This window comes from Xanthocytophaga flava, from assembly GCF_030068545.1.
Taxonomy (GTDB): Bacteria; Bacteroidota; Bacteroidia; order Cytophagales; family 172606-1; genus Xanthocytophaga; species Xanthocytophaga flava.
Map to the genome: position 1 here is coordinate 82,179 of NZ_JASJOR010000020.1, position 25,578 is coordinate 107,756.

At 38.6% G+C, this 25,578-nt stretch carries 20 protein-coding genes; 13 read left to right on the forward strand and 7 right to left on the reverse strand.

The annotated features are described in order from the left end of the window. Nucleotides 1-75: 75 nt before the first annotated feature. Complete coding sequence (gene polA / locus QNI15_RS25530; RefSeq protein ID WP_314034416.1) at nt 76-2,907, reverse strand: DNA polymerase I; 2,832 nt, start codon at nt 2,905-2,907, stop codon at nt 76-78. A gap of 176 nt (nt 2,908-3,083) precedes the next feature. Between polA and QNI15_RS25535 the strand changes: the two genes are divergently transcribed. The 6 genes from QNI15_RS25535 (at nt 3,084) to treS (ending at nt 11,952) form a co-directional block, all read left to right on the forward strand. Continuing rightward, nucleotides 3,084-3,926 (forward strand): hypothetical protein, encoded by an 843-nt coding sequence (locus tag QNI15_RS25535; RefSeq protein ID WP_314034418.1) that lies wholly within the window; start codon nt 3,084-3,086, stop codon nt 3,924-3,926. Further along, nucleotides 3,902-4,669, forward strand: coding sequence for a hypothetical protein (locus QNI15_RS25540; protein ID WP_314034420.1), 768 nt, complete (start codon nt 3,902-3,904; stop codon nt 4,667-4,669). The genes QNI15_RS25535 and QNI15_RS25540 overlap by 25 nt, the downstream gene beginning before the upstream one ends. Before the next feature lie 24 nt (nt 4,670-4,693). Next, nucleotides 4,694-5,191: an NADH-quinone oxidoreductase subunit A gene (locus tag QNI15_RS25545; protein ID WP_313983279.1), complete on the forward strand. Its 498-nt coding sequence runs from the start codon at nt 4,694-4,696 to the stop codon at nt 5,189-5,191. A 223-nt stretch (nt 5,192-5,414) separates the two neighbouring features. Continuing rightward, nucleotides 5,415-6,206, forward strand: a complete 792-nt coding sequence (locus QNI15_RS25550; protein WP_314034422.1) for a hypothetical protein — start codon at nt 5,415-5,417, stop codon at nt 6,204-6,206. A 247-nt stretch (nt 6,207-6,453) separates the two neighbouring features. Continuing rightward, nucleotides 6,454-8,406, forward strand: coding sequence for an alpha-1,4-glucan--maltose-1-phosphate maltosyltransferase (locus QNI15_RS25555; protein WP_314034424.1), 1,953 nt, complete (start codon nt 6,454-6,456; stop codon nt 8,404-8,406). 204 nt (nt 8,407-8,610) lie between these two features. Continuing rightward, entirely contained in the window at nt 8,611-11,952 is a 3,342-nt protein-coding gene (treS, locus tag QNI15_RS25560; RefSeq protein ID WP_314034426.1) for a maltose alpha-D-glucosyltransferase, read from the forward strand. A gap of 111 nt (nt 11,953-12,063) precedes the next feature. On the opposite strand, the gene aspS is transcribed toward treS, so the two are convergent. Next, on the reverse strand, nt 12,064-13,815 hold the full coding sequence (gene aspS / locus QNI15_RS25565) for an aspartate--tRNA ligase (RefSeq protein WP_314034427.1): 1,752 nt from the start codon (nt 13,813-13,815) through the stop codon (nt 12,064-12,066). Between the two features lie 193 nt (nt 13,816-14,008). Further along, complete coding sequence (locus tag QNI15_RS25570; protein ID WP_314034430.1) at nt 14,009-14,470, reverse strand: GNAT family N-acetyltransferase; 462 nt, start codon at nt 14,468-14,470, stop codon at nt 14,009-14,011. 347 nt (nt 14,471-14,817) lie between these two features. On the opposite strand from QNI15_RS25570, the gene crtD reads away from it, so the two are divergent. From crtD to QNI15_RS25595, 5 genes are all read left to right on the forward strand, one after another. Continuing rightward, a complete protein-coding gene (crtD, locus tag QNI15_RS25575; protein ID WP_314034432.1) occupies nt 14,818-16,314 on the forward strand; it encodes a 1-hydroxycarotenoid 3,4-desaturase CrtD in 1,497 nt (498 codons plus the stop codon). 533 nt (nt 16,315-16,847) lie between these two features. Further along, nucleotides 16,848-17,159 (forward strand): 50S ribosomal protein L21, encoded by a 312-nt coding sequence (gene rplU / locus QNI15_RS25580; protein WP_313983263.1) that lies wholly within the window; start codon nt 16,848-16,850, stop codon nt 17,157-17,159. 37 nt (nt 17,160-17,196) lie between these two features. Then, complete coding sequence (gene rpmA, locus QNI15_RS25585; protein ID WP_314034434.1) at nt 17,197-17,475, forward strand: 50S ribosomal protein L27; 279 nt, start codon at nt 17,197-17,199, stop codon at nt 17,473-17,475. A 151-nt stretch (nt 17,476-17,626) separates the two neighbouring features. Next, nucleotides 17,627-18,205, forward strand: a complete 579-nt coding sequence (locus QNI15_RS25590) for a NifU family protein (RefSeq protein WP_314034436.1) — start codon at nt 17,627-17,629, stop codon at nt 18,203-18,205. Nucleotides 18,206-18,417: 212 nt separating this feature from the next. After that, nucleotides 18,418-19,377, forward strand: a complete 960-nt coding sequence (locus QNI15_RS25595; protein WP_314000062.1) for a DUF1570 domain-containing protein — start codon at nt 18,418-18,420, stop codon at nt 19,375-19,377. A gap of 444 nt (nt 19,378-19,821) precedes the next feature. Here the strand turns inward: QNI15_RS25595 and QNI15_RS25600 are convergent, their stop codons facing one another. Together QNI15_RS25600 and QNI15_RS25605 are read right to left on the reverse strand one after the other, a co-directional pair. Further along, a complete protein-coding gene (locus tag QNI15_RS25600; RefSeq protein ID WP_314000060.1) occupies nt 19,822-20,700 on the reverse strand; it encodes an FKBP-type peptidyl-prolyl cis-trans isomerase in 879 nt (292 codons plus the stop codon). Nucleotides 20,701-20,821: 121 nt separating this feature from the next. Then, nucleotides 20,822-21,844 (reverse strand): DHH family phosphoesterase, encoded by a 1,023-nt coding sequence (locus QNI15_RS25605; RefSeq protein WP_314000058.1) that lies wholly within the window; start codon nt 21,842-21,844, stop codon nt 20,822-20,824. Between the two features lie 342 nt (nt 21,845-22,186). Here QNI15_RS25605 and QNI15_RS25610 point away from each other — a divergent pair, with 342 nt between their 5' ends. Beyond that, complete coding sequence (locus tag QNI15_RS25610; RefSeq protein ID WP_313983247.1) at nt 22,187-22,606, forward strand: nucleoside-diphosphate kinase; 420 nt, start codon at nt 22,187-22,189, stop codon at nt 22,604-22,606. Between the two features lie 65 nt (nt 22,607-22,671). Here the strand turns inward: QNI15_RS25610 and QNI15_RS25615 are convergent, their stop codons facing one another. Further along, nucleotides 22,672-22,839, reverse strand: a complete 168-nt coding sequence (locus QNI15_RS25615) for a hypothetical protein (RefSeq protein WP_313983244.1) — start codon at nt 22,837-22,839, stop codon at nt 22,672-22,674. A gap of 151 nt (nt 22,840-22,990) precedes the next feature. Continuing rightward, the gene (locus QNI15_RS25620; protein WP_314034438.1) at nt 22,991-25,060 is read right to left on the reverse strand and encodes a M3 family metallopeptidase; all 2,070 of its coding nucleotides are present in this window, start codon (nt 25,058-25,060) and stop codon (nt 22,991-22,993) included. 300 nt (nt 25,061-25,360) lie between these two features. Between QNI15_RS25620 and QNI15_RS25625 the strand changes: the two genes are divergently transcribed. Beyond that, nucleotides 25,361-25,516 carry a hypothetical protein gene (locus QNI15_RS25625; protein ID WP_313983238.1) on the forward strand — a complete coding sequence of 52 codons (156 nt, stop codon included), beginning with the start codon at nt 25,361-25,363 and terminating at the stop codon, nt 25,514-25,516. Nucleotides 25,517-25,578 lie beyond the last annotated feature (62 nt).

Here is a 25,578-nt window from a genome sequence, read left to right on the forward strand (position 1 = left end):
ATAAGATAAAAGTAAAAGTTGATAAGGGATCAGCTTAAATACTCATATGCTCATATTTTGGAATGGCATTGTTTCTTAATGTGCTTCCAACCAGCTAATACCTGTACCTATTCCTATCTCCATTGGTACAGACAGAGGCAGTGCATTTTTCATCAGATCTTCAATAGCAGGTTTAACAACAGATAATTCCTCTTTGTGTGCATCAAAGACCAATTCGTCATGTACCTGAAGAATCATACGGGTACGTAGATTTTCTTTTTTAAGAAACTCATGTATCCGAATCATAGCCAGTTTGATAATATCAGCAGCGGTACCCTGAAGCGGAGCATTCACAGCATTACGTTCGGCAAATCCTCTGTCAGTCTGATTCATTGAGTTAATATCCCGTAAATATCTTCTGCGTCCTAACAATGTCTCTACATACCCTTTGTCCTGAGCTTTGATAATAGAATCATCGATAAACTTCTTTATCAGTGGAAACTCCTGAAAATAGGAATCAATTATTTCTGCCGCTTCTCTACGTGGAATATTCAGTCGCTGAGACAACCCAAAGGCAGAAATGCCATAGATAATACCAAAGTTTATTGTTTTAGCTTTTCGACGCATCTCCGCATTAACTTCTTCTAATGGCACCTTAAATACTTTACTGGCAGTAGAGGCGTGAATATCTCTGCCATTCTTAAATGCATCCATCATAGTAGGGTCGCCACTGAATTCAGCCATCAAACGTAATTCAATCTGGGAGTAATCAGCAGACAGGATCAGATGATCATTATCAACTGGTACAAAAGCTTTTCGAATCTCTCGTCCCCGTTCTGTACGAATAGGAATATTCTGCAGGTTCGGGTTGGTAGAACTTAACCGTCCAGTAGCTGTAACAGCTTGATTAAAGGACGTGTGAATACGTCCATCCCGCGGGCTAATCAGTAAAGGCAACGCATCAATGTAAGTAGACTTTAATTTCTGAAGCTCCCGGTAATCCAGAATATGACGAATGATCTCATGATTGGGTTCCAGCTTGGACAAAACCTCTTCGCCTGTAGCATATTGGCCTGTTTTGGTTTTCTTTGCACCCGGATCAAGCTTTAACTTATCAAAGAGGACTTCTCCTAATTGCTTAGGAGAATTAATATTCAATGTCTGTCCAGCCAAAGCATAAATCTTCTCTTCCAAACCCTTCAAATCACCTTCCAGTGATAAAGATAGTTCCTTTAGTGCTGTTTCATCTATGCGTACACCTGCCTGTTCTATATCGGCTAGTACAGGGACCAAAGGCATTTCCACATCCCAAAACAACTTTTCCAGTTGGTCTGTTTTTAACCTTTTGTGAAAGATATCATATAACTGGAACGTCACATCGGCATCTTCTCCTGCATACTCCGCTACTTTTTCAATTTCTACATCTCGCATAGTCAACTGATTTTTCCCTTTCTTTCCTATCAGGGTTTCAATAGAAACCGGAGAGTAATTCAGGTAATTTTCAGCCAGGTAGTCCATATTGTGGCGTCCTTCTGGTTCAGACAGATAATGGGCCAGCATAGTATCAAACAGCTGTCCTTTTACTTCAATTCCATAATTTTTCAGAATAATCAGATCATATTTAATGTTTTGACCAATTTTCTGGATTTTAGGATTTTCAAATACCCCTCTGAATTCCTCTAATATTTTCTGTGCTTCTGCCTGGTCGGCAGGAAAGGGCACATAATAAGCTTCACCAGCATAGTAGCTGAATGAAAGGCCTACCAATTCTCCCTGGGTAGCATCAATACTGGTTGTTTCCGAATCAAAACAAAAGACCTTCTGGTTATTCAAATGTTTGATTAGCGATTGACGTAGTTCAGGCGTATTGATAACATGATACTGATGCAATGTATCTGCAATAGATTTTCTACCTCCTGTATAATCTAAAAATGGAGGCAACTCTCCTTCTCCCCCAGCCGGTGCAGGCGCTCCAAACAAATCCATCTGGCTACTGTCTGCTGGTTTCTTCGCTTTGGCAACAGATTTAGTTGCTGTTGCCAAAGTGGCTCCATCTTCTCCAAATAATTTTTTCCGGATCGTTCTGAACTCCAGTTCATCCAACAAACGAATCAGTTCTTCTTTATTTGACTCTTGACAGCGAAATGTTTCTTCGTCAAATTCTACAGGTACATTAATATCAATAACTGCCAATTGCCTTGATAATCGAGCCTGATCTGCATATTGTTTTACTAGATCCTGCTGTTTACCTTTTAGTTTGTCGGCGTTGGCAATCAGGTTCTCAATAGTACCATACTCAGCGATTAGTTTCTGAGCAGTTTTTTCTCCAAATCCGGGAATGCCTGGAATGTTATCTACCGCATCTCCCTGCAGACCCAACATCTCTACTACTTGATCTATACGTTCTACTCCCCAACGATTTAACACCTCCGGGATTCCCCACACTTCACTCGCATTCCCCATAAAAGCCGGTTTGTATAGAAAAATGTGTTCTTCTACTAACTGACCATAATCTTTATCGGGAGTCATCATGTATACATCAAATCCATGTTGGGCAGCTCGTTTGGCAATTGTACCAATGATATCATCTGCTTCAAAGCCTTCTTTTACCAACACAGGTATATTCATAGCTTGCAACAGTTGTTTTGTATACGGTACTGCAACCGTAATATCTTCAGGTTGAGCCTGTCGCTGTGCTTTGTATGCGTCAAATGCCACATGACGGAAAGTAGGTGCAGCCGTATCGTAAGCAACAGCAATATGAGTAGGCTTCTCTTTTTTCAGTACTTCCAGTAAGGTATTGGTAAAACCGAAAACAGCTCCTGTATTTAAACCTTTGGATGTAATCCTTGGAGTTTTACCGAGCGCAAAATGTGCACGGTATATTAATGCCATAGCATCAAGTAAAAATAATTTTTTCTGAGACATGAAAAATGTAGGTTCTAAGTTTGATGTCCGAAAGCCTAAAAATTACCTGAAAGCAGTTGTATTATCTCAAACTTTTCCTGCTTTAAGATCTGAGGCTCTAAACTTTTGGCTTTATACATGTAATTTGCCAAAGTTAGCCGTTATATTCATTTCAGACTTCATATTTTTTGTTTTCCTTGAAAAGTGTAATTGCCATTTATGAAAAGATAAGTATTCTTAGCCTGGATGTAGTAGCAGGAGCAGTTTGCTGTAGTGCTATGTTTGCCAGGCAAATGCATATCAAGATATTCTGGTACCAGTATTTTGTACTGGCCAGTAGTGTATGGCTTATCTATACAATTGATCATCTTCTGGATGCATTTCGTAATCCTGTACTTGTAAGTCCGAGACATCGTTTTCATAAAAAATATCAAAAACCGCTTTGTATACTATCCGCAGTGGTATGTGTTGTTACTGCAGGGATTACATTTACCAAACTTCCTATATCTGTTATCTTGTTTGGTATGGCTTTAGGTGCAGCAATGCTAACGTATTTAGCACTTACACATTTTTTTTCTTTTTCATTCTTTTTTAAGGAAGGTTGGGTAGCCTGTCTCTATACGTTAGGCGTATGGGGCAGTGTTGCAGTACAGACCTCCCACATTCGACAATCTCACTTGTTTACAGGATGCATTTTTGGAATTATCATACTGCAACAAGCCATGTTACTGGCTTGGTATGAATCAGAAGAGGATACTCAACAAGAGATGCTTTCACTTATGCAACGCCAAAATGTAACCCGTCTTCATCTTTTTCTGAAAATGCTGATTATACTGGCACTGGCTGCTACTTTAGGGGGATTGCTTTTACTTAATAACACAGTATTGGACCAGAAGGTCTGGTTAACATTAGTAATTATTGCCTCTCTGTTAACTTTCATTACTTTCTTTCCTGATCGTTTCCGGGAAGGATACAGGTATCGTTTTTTGAGTGATGGTATCCTACTTCTTCCTTTATGGATAATAATTGGGCCATTTTAGGCGCAAAATCAAAAAATCTTCTGTCAGAAGTTAGTGGCATTACCATTACGTACTGTATTTTTGTTTTTGAAGCAGGTAGTTTTGGATTGTTTTGTTGTCTTCAAAACATTGAAAAGGATACCTGTTATCCAAACTACATTCTTATATATAAACCAACTATACAACCAATGAAGTATCTGATGAAGTATCTGTTATGTATGCTCATAGTTCTTGGGAGCCTGATAGCGTGTTCGCCTTTAAAACACAATTTGTCTCAAACCCCAACTTCTGATAAAGAAAATTCAACAGCAGTAGCCTCTACTTCTGATGTGCAGGCACAACCCGCACAAGCTCAGACTTCTATTGCAGAAGATAAAGCGACAGAAAATACTACACCCATATTCAGTGCTACTGAGATTCTGAAAAAAACGCAAAGAGCTGAAAATATACAACCTGATGGATTGGCTAGTACCAACCGCAAAGCTCTTACAGAGACATTGCGTAAACCAATGGGCCTATCCAAACTTGTACTAAAAGCAGCAGAGAAGAAAATTGCGAAGGAGATTAAGAAAAGACGTCCTGCACAACAAGATGGAACTATTCTTGGATTGAGACCTATATTGTTCTTTTCTCTGGTAGCTGTGGCAGTAGGTATTATCCTATTATTCATTGCAGGCAAATCTCAGTTCTTCTCTATTTTAACTATGCTACTCCTAATAGGCGGACTTTTAATGTCTTTAGCAGCTTTTCTGGATATTATTTAAGTAAACTGAGAACAGATATTGACTATGTCACAGATCTCTGAATTTGGAACTATTCTTCTCTTTATTATTGGAGCCATTGCATTCTTCCTGATTGCGATGTTTTCGGCCAGACTTCTTCGTCCTGACAGACCCAACTCTGAGAAACTCTCTACCTATGAGTCTGGGGAAGAACCAATTGGCGATGCATGGGGAAGATTTAATGTTCAGTTTTATATTGTAGCCTTAGTATTTATTCTGTTTGATGTAGAGATTGTGTTTCTATTTCCCTGGGCAGTAGTATTCGGAGATGCCAATCTCAACTCTGCCACACAAGGGTTATGGAGTTGGTTTACATTGATAGAAATGTTCATATTTGTAGCTATTCTGTCACTGGGACTCGCTTATGCCTGGGTGAAAGGTTATCTTGATTGGGTTAAGCCCAAACCTGAACCCATTGACTTTGAGTCCAAAGTGCCTGCTTCTCTCTATGAACAAATAAATGAAAAATATGCAGTAAGAAAAGATGTAAACAAAACTGTGTAATAATTTCTACACGAGTTATTTCCAAAGATTGAATTTCTCTCCCCAACACACCCATATATAAAATCTATATATGGGTTTTTCTTTGCCCCAAAAGGAAAACTTAAATTATGTTAAAATGGCATTGAAATAGTATTTACTACCCAAACAATACCTACTTTCGTAAACCATTTACCCATAGTTATTCATCTTACCCTCATTGCCCAACAGGAGGAGGCTCATATATATGAAAAAGCAACTATTTTTTCTCCTACTTTATCTAGGATTAATGAGCGGAGGAATCTGTACTATTCAGGCACAAGTATCCCGCTTCTCTCGGGGAGGGGTACTGGTACAAGGGTTCACCTTACAGAGAGATAGTATGACTGTGGCACCCTATGTAACTATAATCAATAAACGGAGTCAGTTTGGAACTATTAGTGCAGACAATGGGTACTTTTCTATTTTCGCAGAAAGAGGTGATACACTTGAATTCTCGGCTGTAAACCTCCAAACAGCCATTTATGTACTTCCTGCCTATTATGCCGCCGATAGAGTAGCTGTACGGGCAGTGATGAATTCAAAGACCTATCAGCTAAATGAGGTGGTTGTTCGCCCTTATACAGAAAAACAGTTTAAAAAAGATTTTCTGGCCTTACAGCTTCCAGATGATCAACCAGAGCTTCAATTACCTGCTATTCCGCGTCTGGCTACTCCGTCTTCTGTAGCACAGAGTGGTGCGGGGGTTGGAGTTGTCTTTTCAGGCCCTTTAACAGCCCTCTATAACAGTTTCAGCAGAGAAGCTAAATCCAGAAAAAAGCTGGCGAAGATGATGGCAGAAGATAAACGAAAAAAAATGTATGAAGCGAAAGTTAATCCTTTTTTTGTGGGCAAAATCACAGGATTATCAGGAGCAGACCTGGATGAATTTATGAAATATTGCACACTTTCTGAAGAATTTGTTATCGAAGCCAACGAATATGATGTAGCCATGGCCTTACAGGAATGTCTAAAAAACTTCAAGGCTGAACGGAACTAGATCAAACATTCATATACATAGTTTTTGAAATAAAAAGGGATAAGGTTTGTATACTTATCCCTTTTTTGTTAGTTGCGAACCAAAACATTTTTACATGTTTTTTTGAAAATTCTATACAAAGCTTTTTTCTTTAGGTTCAGTTTTTTCAACTGGTACGTTTAGTATTTTTTAGACCACTTAACTCCAGATAAAGTCTTTAACTAAAGAACTACCAATTCTTAAAATTTCAAAAATCTCCTGAATACTTATGATAGAAAAAGACGGTAGAAGTCGTGTTGTCATTGAACATGTACAGCCGCAAATCAATAGTGGACGTTTTCCAGTCAAACGAACAGTTGGTGAAAGGCTCACCGTAATAGCAGATGTTTTTGCAGATGGTCATGATGAAGTGAGAGCTGCGTTGCTGGTAAAGCATGAACAGGACAGCGATTGGCAGGAAATTCCTATGGAATTTCAAGGAAACGACCGTTGGGAAGCATCTTTCACTCCAGAGAAAAGAGGTGTATATGAATATACCGTACAAGGCTGGGTAGATCACCTCCTAACTTGGCAAAAAGGTCTTAAAAAGAAGTTTGAGGCAATTCAGGATGTAGGAGTAGAACTACTCATTGGTGCGAATTGGATTGAAGAGGCAGCTGAACGTGCACCGGCTCATGATGCTCAAACCTTGCGTAACTGGGCAACACAGCTTCGTAACGAATCCAATCAATCAGCAGGAGTAACTTTTGCATTAAGCCAGGAGGTAACCAAACTGGTAGAAGCCTATCCGGATAAAAAATATGCTAGTCTGTACCATAGAACACTTTTCATGGAAGCAGAACGGCAGAAAGCCTTATTTAGTACCTGGTACGAATTCTTCCCAAGATCAGCATCCAATGAACCAGGGAAACACGGAACATTCAAAGATTGTGAGCAAGTGCTACCTCGCATTGCCGAAATGGGTTTTGATACTATTTATCTTCCACCTATCCACCCTATTGGAGATTCTAACCGAAAAGGAGCTAATAACTCTGTAACAGCTCAGCCTGGTGAACCAGGTTCCCCGTGGGCTATCGGAAGCAAAGATGGCGGACACAAATCCATTCATCCTCAGTTGGGGAGTATAGATGATTTTGTCAGCCTTGTAAACAAAGCAAAAGACTTCAATATTGAAGTTGCTATTGATGTGGCTTTTCAATGCTCACCTGACCACCCCTATGTAAAAGAACATCCGCAATGGTTCCGCTGGCGTCCAGACGGTAGTGTTCAGTATGCAGAAAATCCACCCAAGAAATATCAGGATGTACTCCCTATCAACTTTGAGACAGAAGATTGGGAAAACCTCTGGAAAGAACTAAAAAGTGTTTTTGAATATTGGATTGATAAAGGAGTATATATATTCCGTGTAGATAATCCTCATACCAAATCGTTTATATTCTGGGAGTGGTGTATACGTGAAATACGCCGTCAACATCCGGATGCGATCTTTTTAGCAGAGGCCTTTACTCGTCCGCGGGTAATGGAACAGCTTGCCAAAATAGGCTTCAATCAGTCATACACATATTATACATGGCGTAACACCCAGTTTGAGATCAAACAGTATATGACTGAGTTGACGAAAACAGATATGCGTGAATATTATCGTCCCAACTTCTGGCCTAATACGCCAGATATTTTGCCAGAAATGCTACAAAATGGTGGAGAATCCGCACATATTAGTCGTGTGGTTATGGCAGCAACGCTCTCTTCCAACTATGGATTATATGGCCCGGTATATGAGTTTGGAATCAATACACCTGTCTATGCAGGTAAGGAAGAGTATTTGGACTCAGAAAAATACGAAGTTAAACACTGGGATTGGAATCGGAAAACTAAAATCCGGGATGTAATGACAAGGATTAACCGCATTCGTCGTGAAAACCCGGCATTACAAACAACCTGGAATATTGAGTTTGGGGAAACAGATAACCAGCAATTATTGTGCTATGCTAAAGTTGATGATTACAAAAGCAATAAGATACTGGTTGTTGTCAATCTGGACCCTCACCATGTTCAATCCGGCTGGATAAAAGTACCTGTACAATACTTGAATCTGTCAACCGGATCAACTTACACAGTTAATGATCTGATGACAGATACACGATATCAATGGCATCACGAATGGAACTATGTAGAGTTGCATCCGGGAGTTATGCCTGTACACGTATTCAGGATTGAATAAAACCCAATGGTGCATCAGCTTACCATTAAGCCTGCAGAACTTTGTAGGCTTTTTGTTTTGCACAATACGAAAAAGCTTTATTTTTCGCACAGAAAAGTACAATAAGCCATACAAATAATTTAACTATAAAAGAATACTATTCCGAAATACCCAGTAACGTAAAACTGTCCTATACAGTGACTCTTTACTTTCAGAACTACTCATATGGCCAAAAAAGTGATTACTCAGGATCCAAACCTGCGTTGGTATAAAGACGCAATCATTTACGAATTACACATTAAAACATTTGCAGACAGCAATGGCGACGGAATTGGTGACTTCCGGGGATTAATCCAGAAACTGGATTATCTTGAAGATTTGGGAGTAACAGCAATCTGGCTACTTCCCTTTTATCCTTCTCCACTTCGTGATGATGGCTACGACATTGCGGATTATTATGCGATAAATCCTTCCTATGGTAATATTCAGGATTTCAAAACACTCCTGAAAGAAGCCCACCGCAGAGGATTAAAAGTAATCACAGAGCTGGTACTTAATCATACATCTGATCAGCATCCATGGTTTCAACGTGCACGGCTTGCCAAACCCGGTTCTGTATACAGAGACTTTTATGTATGGAGTGATACAGACAAAAAATACCAGGATGTCCGCATCATCTTTACCGATTCTGAACCTTCCAACTGGACATGGGATCCTGTAGCAGGTGCATATTATTGGCACAGGTTCTTCTACCACCAGCCTGATCTTAACTATGATAACCCTAAAGTTCAGGAAGAAGTTTTCAAAGTATTTGATTACTGGTCCGATCTGGGAGTAGATGGTTTCCGGATTGATGCAGTACCTTATCTATTTGAACGTGAAGGGACCAATGGTGAAAACCTTCCGGAGACACATGCATTCTTGAAGAAGATGCGTGCCCATATGGACAAACACTACCCGGATAAAATGTTTCTGGCAGAGGCCAACATGTGGCCAGAAGACTCTGCCAACTATTTCGGCAATGGAGATGAGTGTCATATGAACTATCACTTTCCGATCATGCCTCGTATGTACATGTCGGTAAAGATGGAAGACCGCTATCCAATTATGGATATCATTGACCAGACACCTTCTATTCCTGATGCCTGTCAATGGGCAATATTCCTTCGCAACCATGATGAGTTAACACTGGAAATGGTGACGGATGAGGAAAGGGATTATATGTATCGAGTGTATACAAAAGATCCTACAGCCCGAATCAATCTAGGTATCCGCCGCCGTCTGGCTCCTCTGATGGAAAACAATCGTCGCAAGATTGAATTGATGAATGTATTGCTATTCTCTCTTCCAGGAACTCCAGTAGTATATTACGGTGATGAGATTGGTATGGGTGATAATTACTACCTGAAAGACAGAGATGGAGTGCGCACTCCTATGCAATGGAGTGGAGATCGTAATGCAGGCTTCTCTAAAGCCAATCCTCAGCAGTTGCTACTCCCACTGATTACGGATCCTGAGTTTACGTATGAGTCAGTAAACGTAGAAAATCAGCAAGGTAATCAAAACTCACTGCTTTGGTGGACAAAGAGAATCATCGAAGCTCGTAAAAGACATAAGGCATTCAGCAGAGGTGAAATCCAGTTTTTACACCCTGCCAACGCAAAAGTTTTGTCCTTCATCCGTTCCTATGAAGATGAGCAAATCCTGGTCGTGGTAAACTTATCTCGTTTTCCTCAGGCAGCAGAATTAGATCTTGAAGCTTATAAAGGATATACACCAACTGAAGTTTTCAGTCAGAATGCATTTCCTGTTATCAAAGATGCACCTTACCTGTTTACACTATCAGCTCATGGCTACTATTGGTTAGTACTGAAAAAAGAAGAAACAACAGATACTACCTACGAAGGTACACAAATGCCTGTTCTTGAACTTACAGACTGGGAAGAACTATCCGAAGCCAAGAAAACAAAGTTTATCGAAAATAAACTCCTGCCTGGCTACCTGAATTCCTGTCGATGGTTTGGAGGTAAAGCCCGTACAATCCAGAATATTCAAATTGTTGAAAACATAACCATCCCTGTGCTGGAAGGTGAGGCAGCATTCTTTGTAATCGAAGTCAACTACAATGAGGGATTACCAGAAATGTATTCTTTGCCTCTAACACTGGCTTTTGGTGATCAGGAGAAAAAAATCAGAGACAACTATCCGAAAGGTATCATTGCACCTGTACAACTTGGGACCAAAAAAGGTATTTTGTATGATGCAGTATATAGTGACGAGTTTCGGAATACTCTCTACCGTTTAATGGCTCAGAAGAAAAAACTTCATATTGGAGACAGCGAATTAAACGGATATATATCCAAAGACGCAGAAAAAGCAATTAAGAAAATAAAAGCTGATGATATAAAATCGAAGATATTGAATGCTGAACAAAGCAATACATCCATTATCTTCAACGATCAGTATTTCTTTAAGATTTACCGCAAATTAGATCGGGCACACAACCCGGATCTGGAGATTACCCGTTTCATAACAGAGAATACAGAGTTTACCAATGTTCCTAAGTTTATAGGTGCTTTGGAATTTCAGCAGGGTAAGCAATTGCCGATGGTATTAGGCATGATGCAGGAGATGGTTCCTAACCAAGGCGATGCCTGGGCATATATCGGAGATGTATTGAGACGCTTCTTTGACCGGAAACTTACAGAAGATCGTTCACTGAAAGTCCCAACGCCAGTAGGAACGCTGACTAATCCTGTTGAATTTGAACAAATTCCTGAAATTATGCAGCAGCTGTTAGGTGGTGCTTATGTTGAGCGGGTTCGTTTACTGGGGCAACGGTCAGCGGAAATGCATTTGGCACTTGCCTCACATCCGGAACAGAAAGGGTTTGAAGCAGAAGCTTACTCATTACACTATCAGCGGTCTTTATATTCTTCACTGGTATCACAGGTTCGGAACTCGTTTGATTTGTTGAAGAAGAAATTAAACTCATTGCCTGAATCTGTAAGAGCCGAAGCGGAAGAAGTAATGGGAATGCGTCAGGATATTTTGAAGTTCATGCAACGAGTATATGATCACAAAATCAATACGGATAAGATTCGTACACATGGTGACTATCACCTCGGACAGGTTCTATTTACCGGAAAAGACTTCATTATCATTGATTTTGAAGGCGAGCCAATCCGTTCGTTTAGTGAACGTCGTCTGAAACGTTCGGCATTACGTGACGTAGCAGGTATGATTCGGTCATTCCACTATGCAGCCTTCTATCAGTTGATTCAGAATGATCGATTCCGGGCTGAGGATATAGCATACCTAGAGAAATGGGCAGAACAGTGGTATCATTATGTTTCCAGCTTCTTTATGCAAGCCTACATGGGTAAGGCTAAAGGGCAAAACTTTTTACCAGATACTCAGGAAGACATTGATCTGCTGCTTCAAATCTTTATTCTGGAAAAAGCAATCTATGAGCTTAATTATGAACTGAATATGCGTCCGGATTGGGTACTGATTCCGTTGCGTGGTATCAAATACATAATGAATGACTATTTAAAGAAGGCCTGATTAGTGTTATAAATAAAGAAAGGTCCAGTATTCTATAATGCTGGACCTTTTCTTTTGTTCAATGCCCTATAACAAGGCACCTAATCTATTGTAGTATAGTCTATAGAAACCTTATTTTACATTTGTTTTGATTGACAACTCATCCAATTGTTTCTCTGAAATAATGGATGGAGAATCAATCATTACGTCACGACCTGCATTATTTTTAGGGAAGGCAATGAAGTCACGAATAGAATCAGCACCTCCAAACAAAGAACACAGACGATCAAAGCCAAAAGCAATACCTCCATGCGGTGGAGCACCATATTCAAAAGCCTCCATTAAAAAGCCAAACTGATAACGTGCTTCTTCATCACTAAAACCAAGCATAGAGAACATCTTAGCCTGTAGCTCACGATTAAAGATCCGTATAGAACCACCACCTACTTCTACTCCATTGATCACCATATCATAGGCATTGGCACGTACGCTTCCCGGATCGGTATCCAGCAATGGAATATCTTCTGGCTTAGGAGAAGTAAATGGATGGTGCATAGCAAACCAGCGACTTTCTTCCTCACTCCATTCCAGTAAAGGAAAGTCAACTACCCAATGCACTGAATATTCATCTGGCTTACGCAATCCTAATCTATTACCCATCTCCAGACGCAATTCATTTAATGCTTTACGTGTTTTATTCGCCTCACCTGATAAAATCAGAATCAAATCTCCTTTCTCCGCACCAAACGCCTCAGCCCACTTTTTCAAATCTTCTTCACTATAGAATTTATCTACTGAGGATTTAAGTGACCCATCTGTGTTATAACGTGCATACACCAGACCTTTCGCTCCAATCTGAGGCCGTTTTACAAACTCCGTTAGTTCGTCTACCTGCTTACGGGTATAATCAGCACATCCTTTTGCACAAATACCTACTACCAGTTCAGCATCATCAAACACACCAAATCCTTTTCCTTTGGCTATCTCATTCAATTCTACGAATGTCATTCCAAAACGGATATCCGGCTTATCTGAGCCATAGTTCTTCATAGCATCAGCATAGGTCATTCGAGATACTTCACCGATCTCCATACCTTTCACATTTTTAAACAAATGCCTTACTAACCCTTCGAAGGTGTTTAGAATATCTTCCTGTGTGATGAACGACATCTCGCAGTCAATCTGTGTAAACTCTGGCTGGCGGTCAGCACGCAAATCCTCATCACGGAAACATTTTACAATCTGATAATACCGATCAAATCCAGATACCATCAACAATTGTTTAAAAGTCTGCGGAGATTGTGGCAACGCATAAAATTCACCTGGATTCATCCGGCTAGGAACCACAAAGTCGCGAGCCCCTTCAGGAGTAGACTTAATCAATACAGGTGTTTCAACTTCAATAAAATTTAATCCGTCCAGATAGTTACGTGTTTGTTGCGCCATCTTATGACGCAACTGTAAATTCTGACGAACGGGAGTACGACGCAAATCCAGGTAACGATATTTCATGCGAAGATCATCTCCTCCATCGGTTGTATCTTCAATAAGAAACGGAGGCAATTTTGCCGGGTTTAAGATTTCCAGCTCAGTTACCAGAATCTCAATGTCTCCGGTAGGCATATTCGGATTCTTGGAGATTCGTTCAATAACTTTACCTGTTGCCTGCAATACAAATTCCCGACCTACCAGTCGTGATTTTTCCAGCAATGCTTTATCCGTTTTCCCTTCTTCAAAAATAAGCTGAGTAAGTCCATAGCGGTCACGCAAGTCTATCCAGTGCATATGTCCTTTGTCACGTGAACGTTGCAACCAGCCACAAACTGTAACAGTTTGTCCTACATGATCAATTCGGAGTTCTCCACAAGTGTGTGTTCTAAGCATAATATAGTAACTTAAGTCTAAGGTCAGATGTCAAAAAAATAACGAATCTCCCTATCTGACAGTCTCCAAAACCAGATATATTGAAGAAATTCGTCTTTTATAAAGAATGCCCGCAAATTTTTGGAAAACGAATCATATAAACAAGGCTTATAAGAAGTATTACACAATATTTTCTTATAACCTCATTTGAAAACTAATTTATTTCTTCTATCACTGTTTGTTTTTCAATCCGTTCATCTACAATGACAAATCCTGCTTTCAGATAATTATGCAAAGCAGCAGGATGATCCTGATCCATAGTATCCAATGACAACTTATTAGGGTTGTCCTCAAAAACTTTTCCAATGACCCACCGTAAAAAATATTTACCCAATCCAATCCCTCTAAACTCTGGTACTAACCCAAAGAATGTTAAAAAATACTCGCTGGTATTCTGACAGTCTACTTCTGCATAGCCTGCAGGTACACCACCGACATATAGTACATAAATGTTTATCAACGGATTCTGAATAATAGACAACAGCTCGTCCTTTGTTTTAAGAAGCCTGTCTGCCCATCCAAATTCTTGTCCGACTTCTTTATACAGAAAAAGATAAAAAGCTACTGTTGGATTTTTTAAACGAATAATTTCTACATCTTCCAGTTGATTTGGCATTTGCAGGAAAGAATGCTTTCTGAACTCTAAGTATGTTCTTTTTACAAGTTTATAGGTTACTTTTTGAGTCATTTTGAACTAATAGAATAAAATACTACACAGATCAGGACAAATTTACAACCTTGCCAAAAATACAGAACAAACCAATTATTCGTTATAGAATACGGTATTATGTTTTTACAAAGCTGTAACAGCTAAAGTAATTACATAATCTAAACCTTTTGAATGAATAGATTTGACCGTTATAGATCTTTCCATTAAACAATAAATGGAAAACAAAATCTAACTAATGATTCTTTTGGTGAGTCAAAAACTCATCATTTCCTTATACTCAGAACCACGCAACTATGAGCCGAAAAACAGTAGCCATTATTGGAAGCGGAATCGCAGGTATTGCCACTGCAATCCGATTAGCCGCCAAAGGATTTAGAGTAACCATATTTGAAGCAAACAGTTATCCAGGTGGTAAATTATCTGAGTTTGAATTAGAAGGCTATCGTTTTGATGCAGGCCCTTCTTTATTTACAATGCCTCATTTTGTTGAAGAATTGTTTCTGATTGCAGGTAAAAACCCGGCTGATTATATTGCATATGGTAAGCTTCCCGTTATCTGTGAATATTTTTATGAAGATGGTACTCATATACGAGCCTATTCCGATCCTGAAAAATTTGCAGAAGAAATTGAACAGAAAACAGGGCAATCCAAGAAAAGTGTCTTATCTTATCTAAAGCAAAGTGCATTCAAATATGAAGTAACAGCTAATCTTTTTTTAAAACGATCTCTACACAAATTATCGACCTGGTTAAATCTGGATGCGATCAGGGGGTACTGGAACCTTCCAAAACTAGATGTATTTCAAACATTAAATGAAGTAAACGAACGCCATTTCCAAGATCCTCGTGTTGTGCAGCTTTTTAACAGGTATGCTACCTACAATGGATCTAATCCTTATGAGACTCCAGGAATAATGCATATTATTCCGCACCTGGAGTATAATGTTGGAGCTTTCTTTCCAGCTAAAGGGATGTATAATATCACGCAAAGTCTCGTTCGTCTGGCAGAAGATATGGGAGTGCTATTCTGCTATAATACCCGTATTAATGAAATTGTTGTGTTAAACAACAAGGCAGTAGGAGTACGTCCCAATAAAATTGATGGTCGGCCAGCACCAACCTATGAATCGTTTGATGTAGTAGTCAGCAATATGGATATTGTAAATACCTATCGTAAGCTACTCCCTCATGTGGCAGCACCTACCCGTATATTAGAACAACCTAAATCCAGTTCTGCCTTAATATTTTATTGGGGTATTACCAGATCTTTTTTCGAACTGGATCTTCATAATATATTTTTTAGTAAAGACTATCAGCATGAATTTGATTGCTTGTTTCATAAGCAAACCATTTCCAATGATCCAACCATCTACATCAATATTACTTCCAAGTACAAACCTGATGATGCTCCTTCCGGATGCGAAAACTGGTTTACAATGATTAATGTCCCTAATAACTCCGGTCAGGACTGGGATGGTCTGATAGACGAAGCTCGTCGAAATATTATTCTCAAGTTAAGCAGGATTCTGAAAACAGACATAAGTAAACTTATAGCCTGCGAATACATTCAGGACCCTAGAACTATAGAAGCACGAACCTCATCCAGTCAGGGTGCATTATATGGTATTAGTTCCAATAATCGTTTTGCAGCATTTCTTCGACATGATAACAAATCATCTAAGGTAAAGAATCTGTACTTTGTTGGAGGCAGTGTTCATCCTGGAGGCGGTATACCGTTATCTCTTCTTTCTGCCAAGATTGCGGCTGGCATGGTAAAGGAACCCTCATAATGATAAATTAATAGAGGAAATAACTACCCAAAACTGTAAGTACTGAAAAATATTGTACCCATGTAAGAATATTCGTATTTTTACACATTTTATTCTAATCAGGTCTATAATAGCCTTAGAATAACAACACTTTAGCATCCATTAGCTGTGGAATTAAATACACGATGTTTACAGAGCTTACTTTCATAAAATAATTTTACACTCAGCTCCATACATGTTATAAAATCTGTATAATTATTGCGTATTACACATATAAAATAACTAGTACTGAATTGACCTTTAAATAGTACTTAAAGACTAGCTTACTATAATCAGTCTGAATTACTTATCCTATTGTCAGATATAAGGAAAAGGATCCATCTGGTATTCTGCCTTTCTATTAAATATTCTATAAGATTATTTATATATATAGTAATCAAATCACATATTCTTTAGCCTTCCGTTGTATAAAAGTCAGGATTCTCTTTGCATTGTTCATTGAATCACTTATATTTGCGTCCCAATTTTTAAAACTTTATTCTATTTTATAAATCATGTACGCAATTGTAGAAATCGCAGGTCAGCAAATCAAAGTTGAAAAAGATCGGTTCGTCTATGTTAACAGACTAGATGGAGAAGCCGGCGCTGACTTGACATTTGACAAGGTATTGCTTGTCGATAACGGCGGAGATGTGTCAGTAGGAGTACCGACAGTATCAGGAGCCTCTGTTTCAGCTAAAATTCTGGAACATGTAAAAGGAGAAAAAGTGATTATTTTCAAAAAGAAACGCCGTAAAGGATATCGTAAGAAAAACGGTCACCGTCAGCAATATACCAAGATCATGATCAATGGTATTTCCTTATAATCTTTTTCTGATTTTAAATTCTTAATTATACAAAGAAATGGCACACAAGAAAGGGGCCGGTAGTTCCAAAAACGGTCGCGAATCGCATAGCAAACGCCTGGGTGTGAAAAAATTTGGCGGCCAGGTAGTAAAAGCTGGTAACATCATTGTTCGTCAACGTGGAACTCAACACCACCCTGATGTGAATGTAGGTATTGGTAAAGACCATACATTATTTGCACTGGTAGACGGTCGTGTTACATTCAGAAAAGGCTTTAAAGGACGTTCTTTCGTTTCTGTTGAGCCTACTGAAGTAGTTGCCGTAGCAGCTGAGTAATTCAGTTATATAGACATGAGAGCCGATAGCGAAACCGTTATCGGCTTTTTTATTATCTGCCTTTTTCTGAAAAAGGCGACATCGTTGCAACCATTCTCCTAGTGTAAATGTTGAAAAAGAATATCAATCTATCATTCTAATCTTGCGTGTCATGCTTTCCAGATATGTAAATATTTACACAGAGGCAAACCCAAATCCCAATTCTCTGAAATTTGTCGTTAATTTTATGCTTGTCCCTGAAGGCGTTAGCTTTGATTTTCCGGATGCTAAATCTGCAGCAGAATCTCCGTTAGCGACAGAATTTTTCAAATTTCCGTTTGTTAGAAGAGTATTTTTCATGAGTAATTTTGTCACTCTCACTAAGGCTGAAGAGGTAGAATGGAATAGTGTAATTCCGGATATGAAGCAATTTTTAAAAGAATACTTCGAAGCCAACAAGCCTGTACTTGAAAGCGAAAAAGCGCAAACCAGTCATATTATCTTCAATGACGATGATCCTGAGATCGTGAAAAAGATCAAACATTTACTGGATGAATATGTCCGTCCGGCAGTTGAATCGGACGGTGGGGCAATCACTTTTCACTCATATGATGATGGAATTGTAAAGCTTTTGTTGCAAGGTTCTTGTAGCGGATGCCCATCTTCTACACTTACGTTAAAATCCGGGATAGAAAATTTACTTAAACGTATGCTCCCGGAAATTAAAGAGGTAGTAGCAGAAGGAGCATAGAAAACATTAATAATCAATAAGTTAACAACAAAATAACAAAGCTTGGATGTATCTATACTTCATAGACATATCCAAGCTTTGTTATTTGTTAAAGGTTTACTAACCAATGTATTATTCGTTTAAAAACTGAAGTGCAATTAAGCAAAATAGCTGGTAATTATGTAATGTGAAATTACAGCAGACTATTAGGTGTCTGTCAGGTATTGAAAATTATGAGCGTAGCTATGATTGTGACAAAGTTTTGTAATCATGTTTTAGGGATCCTCTGTATTGCATTATCACTAGGTGCTGCACCAGTTGGTGGATACTCTCATCCCTCTCTTCCTTTTGAAAAAATTCAGATTAAGTCCAAGAAACCAAATAGTCCAACAGTCGAGTTGTTGACTCATGAATGTCAGTTAGATCCATTGACGCAAAGCAAAATCTACAGAGGAATTCAGTTTCAATACGACTTCTATGCACAACACCTTGGCTATGATTTTAGCAGCAATCTGGTTGTACGTATACGTATTTTCAGAGATGCCGATACGTATCGTGCATTTATAGATGCTAACTATCCTCATATTCCCAAAACATGGATAGGAGTATATTTATCAGGAGTAAATGAAATTCTGGTAAGCCTGGAAAAAGACGAAGATGCTTTTTATAAAAATATATTTCATGAAACTAGTCACCTTCTGTTGACAGATAAAGTAAAGAACTGTCCAAATTGGCTGAATGAAGGCCTGGCCGAATATTTCGAGTTCATGGACATTGAAGGAGAAGAAGTTGTAATTCACCCACAGGTTATTAAAGATACACGCATTAAGAACTGGTTGAGCAATCACCGCATGCCAGATCTGCTTTCGTCTATTTCCATGACAAACAAAGAGTGGAACTTTAATGACAATGTTTCTGAAACAGATGAACCCCGCACATTAGGATGGTCTATAGCATACTTTATGATGTCAAATCAACAGGGACAAGACTGCATCAAAGGCTTGCTTAGTCATCTGGCTAAAAATGCCCGTGATACACAAGCATCAGTCCAGGCAATAGATATGAGCTATCCAGGAGGAAGTAAAAAGTTGGTACAAGACTGGAAAGAATGGATTCCCAAAGAGCATCTGAACCATGAATACCTGGTTTCACCTGAAGAAAATCAAACTCAGACCGCACTTATAAATGAATAAGATTTATACTAAAGAAAAAGCCCATACAAGACATATGTATGGGCTTTTTCTTTAGTATAAGCTGAGTCATATCGAACGTTGAAGAACAACTACCTATCCGAATAAAGCATTATAGTATTCACAAGGCAGAAGGACTTACGTTTAATGCAAAGATGTTGCTTGTGTGAACTCTCCTCAAAAAAGTTTGCCGTGAGTTATACACAACAGAAAAAATAATCGAAGTTCTGGTCAAAATAAAAAATACTGTGACTACTATACAAAATGTTTGTTCACCAATGATATTGTCTTACCCTTGTTAAAAATAGTTTACCATGCATTTTATGCTGACTTGAAACTTTTTTACAAAGCATTCAATTTCTTTTCATCAAATTTGAGATGTTTCATACTTACACAAAAAAGGCTCATACATATATGAGCCTTTTTTGCATTGCAGATAGTATAGTACTATTGAGCAGATACAACTGATAGTTCAAATACTAAAGGAGAATAAGGAGGTATACCAGTTGTTCCTGATTCTTTATAACCCAAAGAAGATGGCATCATAAAAACAGCTGTTTCTCCTACTTTCATTAATTTCAATGCTTCTGTAAAACCTGCAATCAGACCTGAATTAGTCAGGTAAAAATTGGAAGTTTGCCCTGTTGGAGTCTGGTCGAAAATCTGACCATCCAAGAACGTTCCCTTATAGGTTACAGTTGCCTGCGATTTACCACTAACAGCTGTTCCGGAAGGATTCTTTTTCTTAAAGTATGCATACAAACCTGTTTGGGTCTTAACGACACTATCTTCAGGAAATTTTTTACGGGATATATAATCCTGTAATGCCTCATCCTCTGTTTGTACAGCAACAAGCTTCAAGTCAAAAACCAATACAGAATAAGAAGGAACAACTCCATTATAGGCAGCATTTGACCCAAATCCCAAGTAGAATGGTACAATGGCAATAGCACTATCTCCCGTCTTCATGTAACCTACCACTTCCTCAATACCAGGAATTACATAATTACCTCGATAAGGAAATCTAAGAAACTCATCAGGCTTATTTCTCGCAGTATCAAAAACAGTCCCATTAGTCAGCTTTCCAACGTATGCCATTACAATCTGGCTGCCTGTAGAAGGAGCTTTTGCAGCAGAATTATAGTTGGTAACTTTATAACGAAGACCAGAGGTTGAGGCTTGAACCTGTAAATTTTTATTAGTGATGTACTGTTGAATAATTTGTTCATTGCTCTTCACATTATTCTCATATGTGTTATCACCATTCAATGAACAAGCTTGTAAAAGCAAAATTGCGGCTAAAAAAAGGTAACTAATCTTTTGCATAAACTAAAGTAAGAAGGTTGGTTGCAAAGTAGACACTCTAAATCATAATTTGGTTGCATTACAATAAGAACTATTCACAAAAAACATTTTAACTCTGGACATCAGTACTTTGTCCTTATGGCTATTTATCGGAGATAAACAATTCCTGTTTATATTGAGGAACTACATCCAGAAACTTCTGTATCGTATCGTTTAACGACACCAGAGATCTTCCACCTGCAGCATTTTTATGTCCACCCCCATTGAAATACTTTCGGGAGAACTCGTTTACGGAGAAATTCCCTACTGAACGGAATGAAATACGAATCATACCTTCACGTTCAGTAAAAAGTGCAGAGAATACAATATTGTCAATGGACAAACCATAATTTACCAAACCTTCTGTATCGCCTGTCTGTGAGTGATATTTATCCAGCTCATCTGCACTGATAGCAAAATAAGCAATTCGATATTCAGGCAACACAACCAATTTATCCTTCAGAGCAAAACCCAGAAACCGCATACGTTCCTCTGTATTGGTATCGTAAATCAGTCGATTTACTTTTGATATCTCTACTCCCTTATCTATCAAAGCCGCACATACCAGGTGCACATCCTTAGTAGTATTTGAATGCCGGAAAGAACCTGTATCTGTCATTATGCCTGCATACAAACATTCTGCAATCGAGAGATCTATCTTATCGACATCCCCTAGATCTGTGATAAGTTCATATATTAATTGACAGGTTGCCGCAGCACTGGTTTTACTCAATGTATAATCAGCAAAAAGCTCTGGCTCCAGATGATGGTCTATCAGTACTTTTTTAGCAGGGGAACGTCTGACAATTTCACCAATCTCTCCAATTCGGCTTAAGGAAGGAAAATCTAAACAAAAAATCACATCCGCATCCTGAAAGATCTTTTCAGCTTTGGCAGCATTGCCTTCTGCTTCAAAATTAATCACGCCTTCATTGCCATCCATCCATTGCAAAAATTTCGGATAATCGGTAGGGGTGATAACCTGAACAGTATGGCTTTTCTTTTTAAGATATCCTGCAAGCCCCAATGAAGATCCCAATGCATCTGCGTCAGGTTTAGGATGGGTAATGATCGCAATTCTTTTTGGAGAACCGAGGAGTTCCTTAAAAGCCTCAAAATTTTGCATGTCACACAAGAAAAAAGTGGAGAAAACACATAATTTATTTTGAAAAAAGCCTACAAAAATCAGGATAAAAATGGTCTAAAACAAACATGATTTTTATCGCATCTATTTGGATCGTGCTTTCATCAGGATTAATGGCATCATTGATACGATCTACTCCAAATCACCTGTAACCCATATTCGCATTAATGACAAAACATAAGTAAGTTCATAAAAAAACGCCTGTAAATTTGGCTTACGTACCCCTTTCGGTTAATTTCGCGCCGCAAAACGCTTACACCAGCCAGATAAAGTCGGTATAAGCTATAAAATCTTAACTTTTCATTTCCTAATTAATTAACCTTTATGGCAGGAAACCGCACATTTACGATGATTAAACCCGATGCTGTGAAAGACGGACATACGGGCAGTATTTTAAAGATGATTGAAGCCGCCGGGTTCCGGATTGTAGCTTTAAAACTGACTCATCTGACAAGTGAAAGAGCTGGCCAGTTTTATGAAGTTCACAAAGAAAGACCTTTCTATAAAGATCTTTGTGCCTATATGTCTTCCGGAGCTATTGTAGCCGCTATTTTAGAGAAAGAGAATGCGGTAGCTGATTTTCGTAAACTGATTGGTGCTACAAATCCTGCCCAGGCAGAAGAAGGTACTATCCGCAAGTTGTTTGCAAAATCACTGGAAGCAAACGCGGTACATGGTTCTGACTCTGATGAAAATGCAGAAATTGAAGGCAACTTCTATTTTGCACGTACAGACAAATATTAATATCTGTTTTTGATATAAGTCCTCTTCTCAACAAAGAGGACTTTTTATTTCTGACGAGGGATATCCTAGTGATGTCCCTCTCCTTTTTTAGTGATATTACTAGCAATTACTATTGAGATTACCAACAAAACAGCAGTCCCAAAGAAAGCATAACTGAAAGAAGAAGGCACCTTACAGCTGCTCAGTGTAGCCATCAGTAAAGCCAAAAGAAAAGGAGTTCTTAATTTTTTCATGAGATTATTTTTGTATCAGGATTCATTTCTTGAATTCGGGGCAGCAATTTACAATATTTCCTCATTTGCACCTCTTATATGTAAGAGGTTTTTACATTTTTGTATTTTGGGCACACAAAATTAAATGTATGCCCATTTCAACAACAGTTCTCTAATTAACCAATAATCCACTCCGTTTCAACAATGCCTTTGGAGATGGCTCCTGCCCTCTGAAGCGTTTGTATAATTCCATTGGCGCCTCACTCCCTCCCTTTGAAAGAACGTTTTCCCGGAATGCATCTGCAACCTGACGATTAAATATACCTTTTTCCTTAAAGTACTCAAATGCATCAGCATCCAGCACTTCTGCCCACTTATAACTATAATATCCAGCCGAGTATCCCCCTGCAAAAATATGCGAGAAGGCAACACTGGTATTAATTCCTTCTGTTTCAGGGAAAAGGCTGGTTTGAAGAATAGCCTGACGTTCAAACTCAGCTACATCCGAAATAGGTTGTGCATTACCATGATAAGCCATATCCAGCATACCAAAGCTAAGTTGACGAAGAGTACCATATCCCTCCATAAAGTTAGCACTGGCAATAATCTTTTCAATCAATTCCTGTGGAATTGGCTCATTGGTCTCATAGTGACGTGCAAACAAATCCAGAGCCTCTTTTTCATAACACCAGTTCTCCATAATCTGAGAAGGCAGTTCAACAAAATCCCAATAAACGTTGGTACCGGAAGTAGAACCATATGTACACTTGGACAACATACCATGTAAGGCATGCCCAAATTCGTGGAAAAGTGTAGTTACCTCGCCAAAAGTTAGCAGAGAAGGCTTGGTTTCTGTTGGTTTCGTAAAGTTACATACAATGGACACATGTGGGCGAATGTCTTTTCCATTCAGTATACGCTGATCCCGATAGCTTGTCATCCAGGCTCCATTTCGTTTGCCTTCTCGTGGAAAGTAATCCGCATAAAAAACGGATACAAAGTTTCCATTATCATCTGTTACATCGTAGGCTGTAACTTCAGGATGATAAACTGGAATTTGTTTATTCTCTTTAAAATTTAATCCAAAAAGTTTATTCGCTACCTTAAATACTCCATCAATTACATTTTCCAGCTTGAAATAAGGCTTCAGAATTTCATCATCAATAGCATATTTTTCCTTCTTAAGCTTCTCTGAGTAAAATGCATAATCCCAACGTTGCAATTTTTCCTCAGCAAATCCCTGTGTTTTGGCATATTGGGTTAACTCCTGCATTTGTTGCTCAGCAACAGGTTTTGCATATTCCAAAAGTTCATCTAAAAAATGAATTACCTTTTTAGGGGCTCCTGCCATTCGTTCTTCTAATACGAAATGCGCATGGGATTCATATCCTAACAGCTGGGCACGTTTGTGACGCAATGCAACTATATTTTTAACGATCTCACGATTATCATTTTCATTTCCGAGAAAAGCACGTGAGTTATAAGCCATTGCTAACTTTCTGCGTAATTCTCTGTTTTCACCATAAGCCATAAATGGCATATAGCTTGGAGCTTGTAAAGTGAAGGCCCATCCACTCTTACCTTTCTCCTTGGCAGCCATCTTAGCTGCTTCTCTTACAAATTCAGGTAAGCCAGCCAGATCTTCTTCATTATCCACTTCCAGCAGAAATGCATTCGTCTCATTTAGCACATGCTCTCCAAAAGTAAGCGACAGTTCAGATATCTTCACATCTATCTCCCGTAAACGAGCTTTGTCATCTTCATTCAGGTTAGCTCCGTTACGTGCAAAGCCTTTATAGGTTTTATCCAGAAGGGTTTTTCCTTCAGCAGATAAATTAAGTTCATTACGCTGGTCATAAACAGTTTTTATCCGATCAAATAAAGCCGCATTCAATCGTATATCATTGCCATACTCAGACAATAAAGGGGATGCATCCTTTACAATTTTTTGTAGTTCCGGACTTGTTTCAGCAGAGTTCAGATTAAATAATATAGCAGATACCCGATCCACTAATGATCCACTCTGGTCCAGGGCAGCGATTGTATTTTCGAACGTGGGGGCTTCCGGATTATTTACAATAGCATCAATCTCTTTTTTACCAGCTTCAATAGCCTCTTTTAAAGCTGGTAAATAATGTTCATTCTTAATCCTGTCAAATGGAAAGGTTTCATGGGGTGTCTGAAAGCTTTCCAATAAAGGATTTTTGGTTATTTCGAGCTGGGTGTTCTGTATGTTAGTCATAGTATATCAATTAGGTATTCGGATGTATATTATACACAAATGAAACAGATTTTTAGGAAACGACCATAGATCCCTGTTAGTTCTTAAAAAAGAGTATTTTTGTCTCCTATCAAAGACGGATATCAATGTACAACCGATCTATTTAGATATTTTATTTTTTTATAAAATTTTCTTGAAAACAAGTTTGTAGTTAGTATTGAAATACCGTACATTTGCGCCTCATTTCTGTTTTCTATTCAGACAGAAAGACTAACTTCAGAAAAGTTTACATGGTTTTATAAAATATTAATTGTAGCGAACATGGGAGTTACCAGATTAAAAAGAAAAGAGAAACGCAATCGTGCGGTTGCTAATAACCGTCAGTCACGTATCAATCAATTGAGCAAAAAGCCAATCATCAAAAATATTGATGTTGAAGCAATTAAGGCTGAATTTGAAGCGAAAGCTGCAAAATAAGGTTTTTCTTCTCAAAAGAACATTCTTCAAGAAGGTGGAAACAAATTTGTTTTCACCTTTTT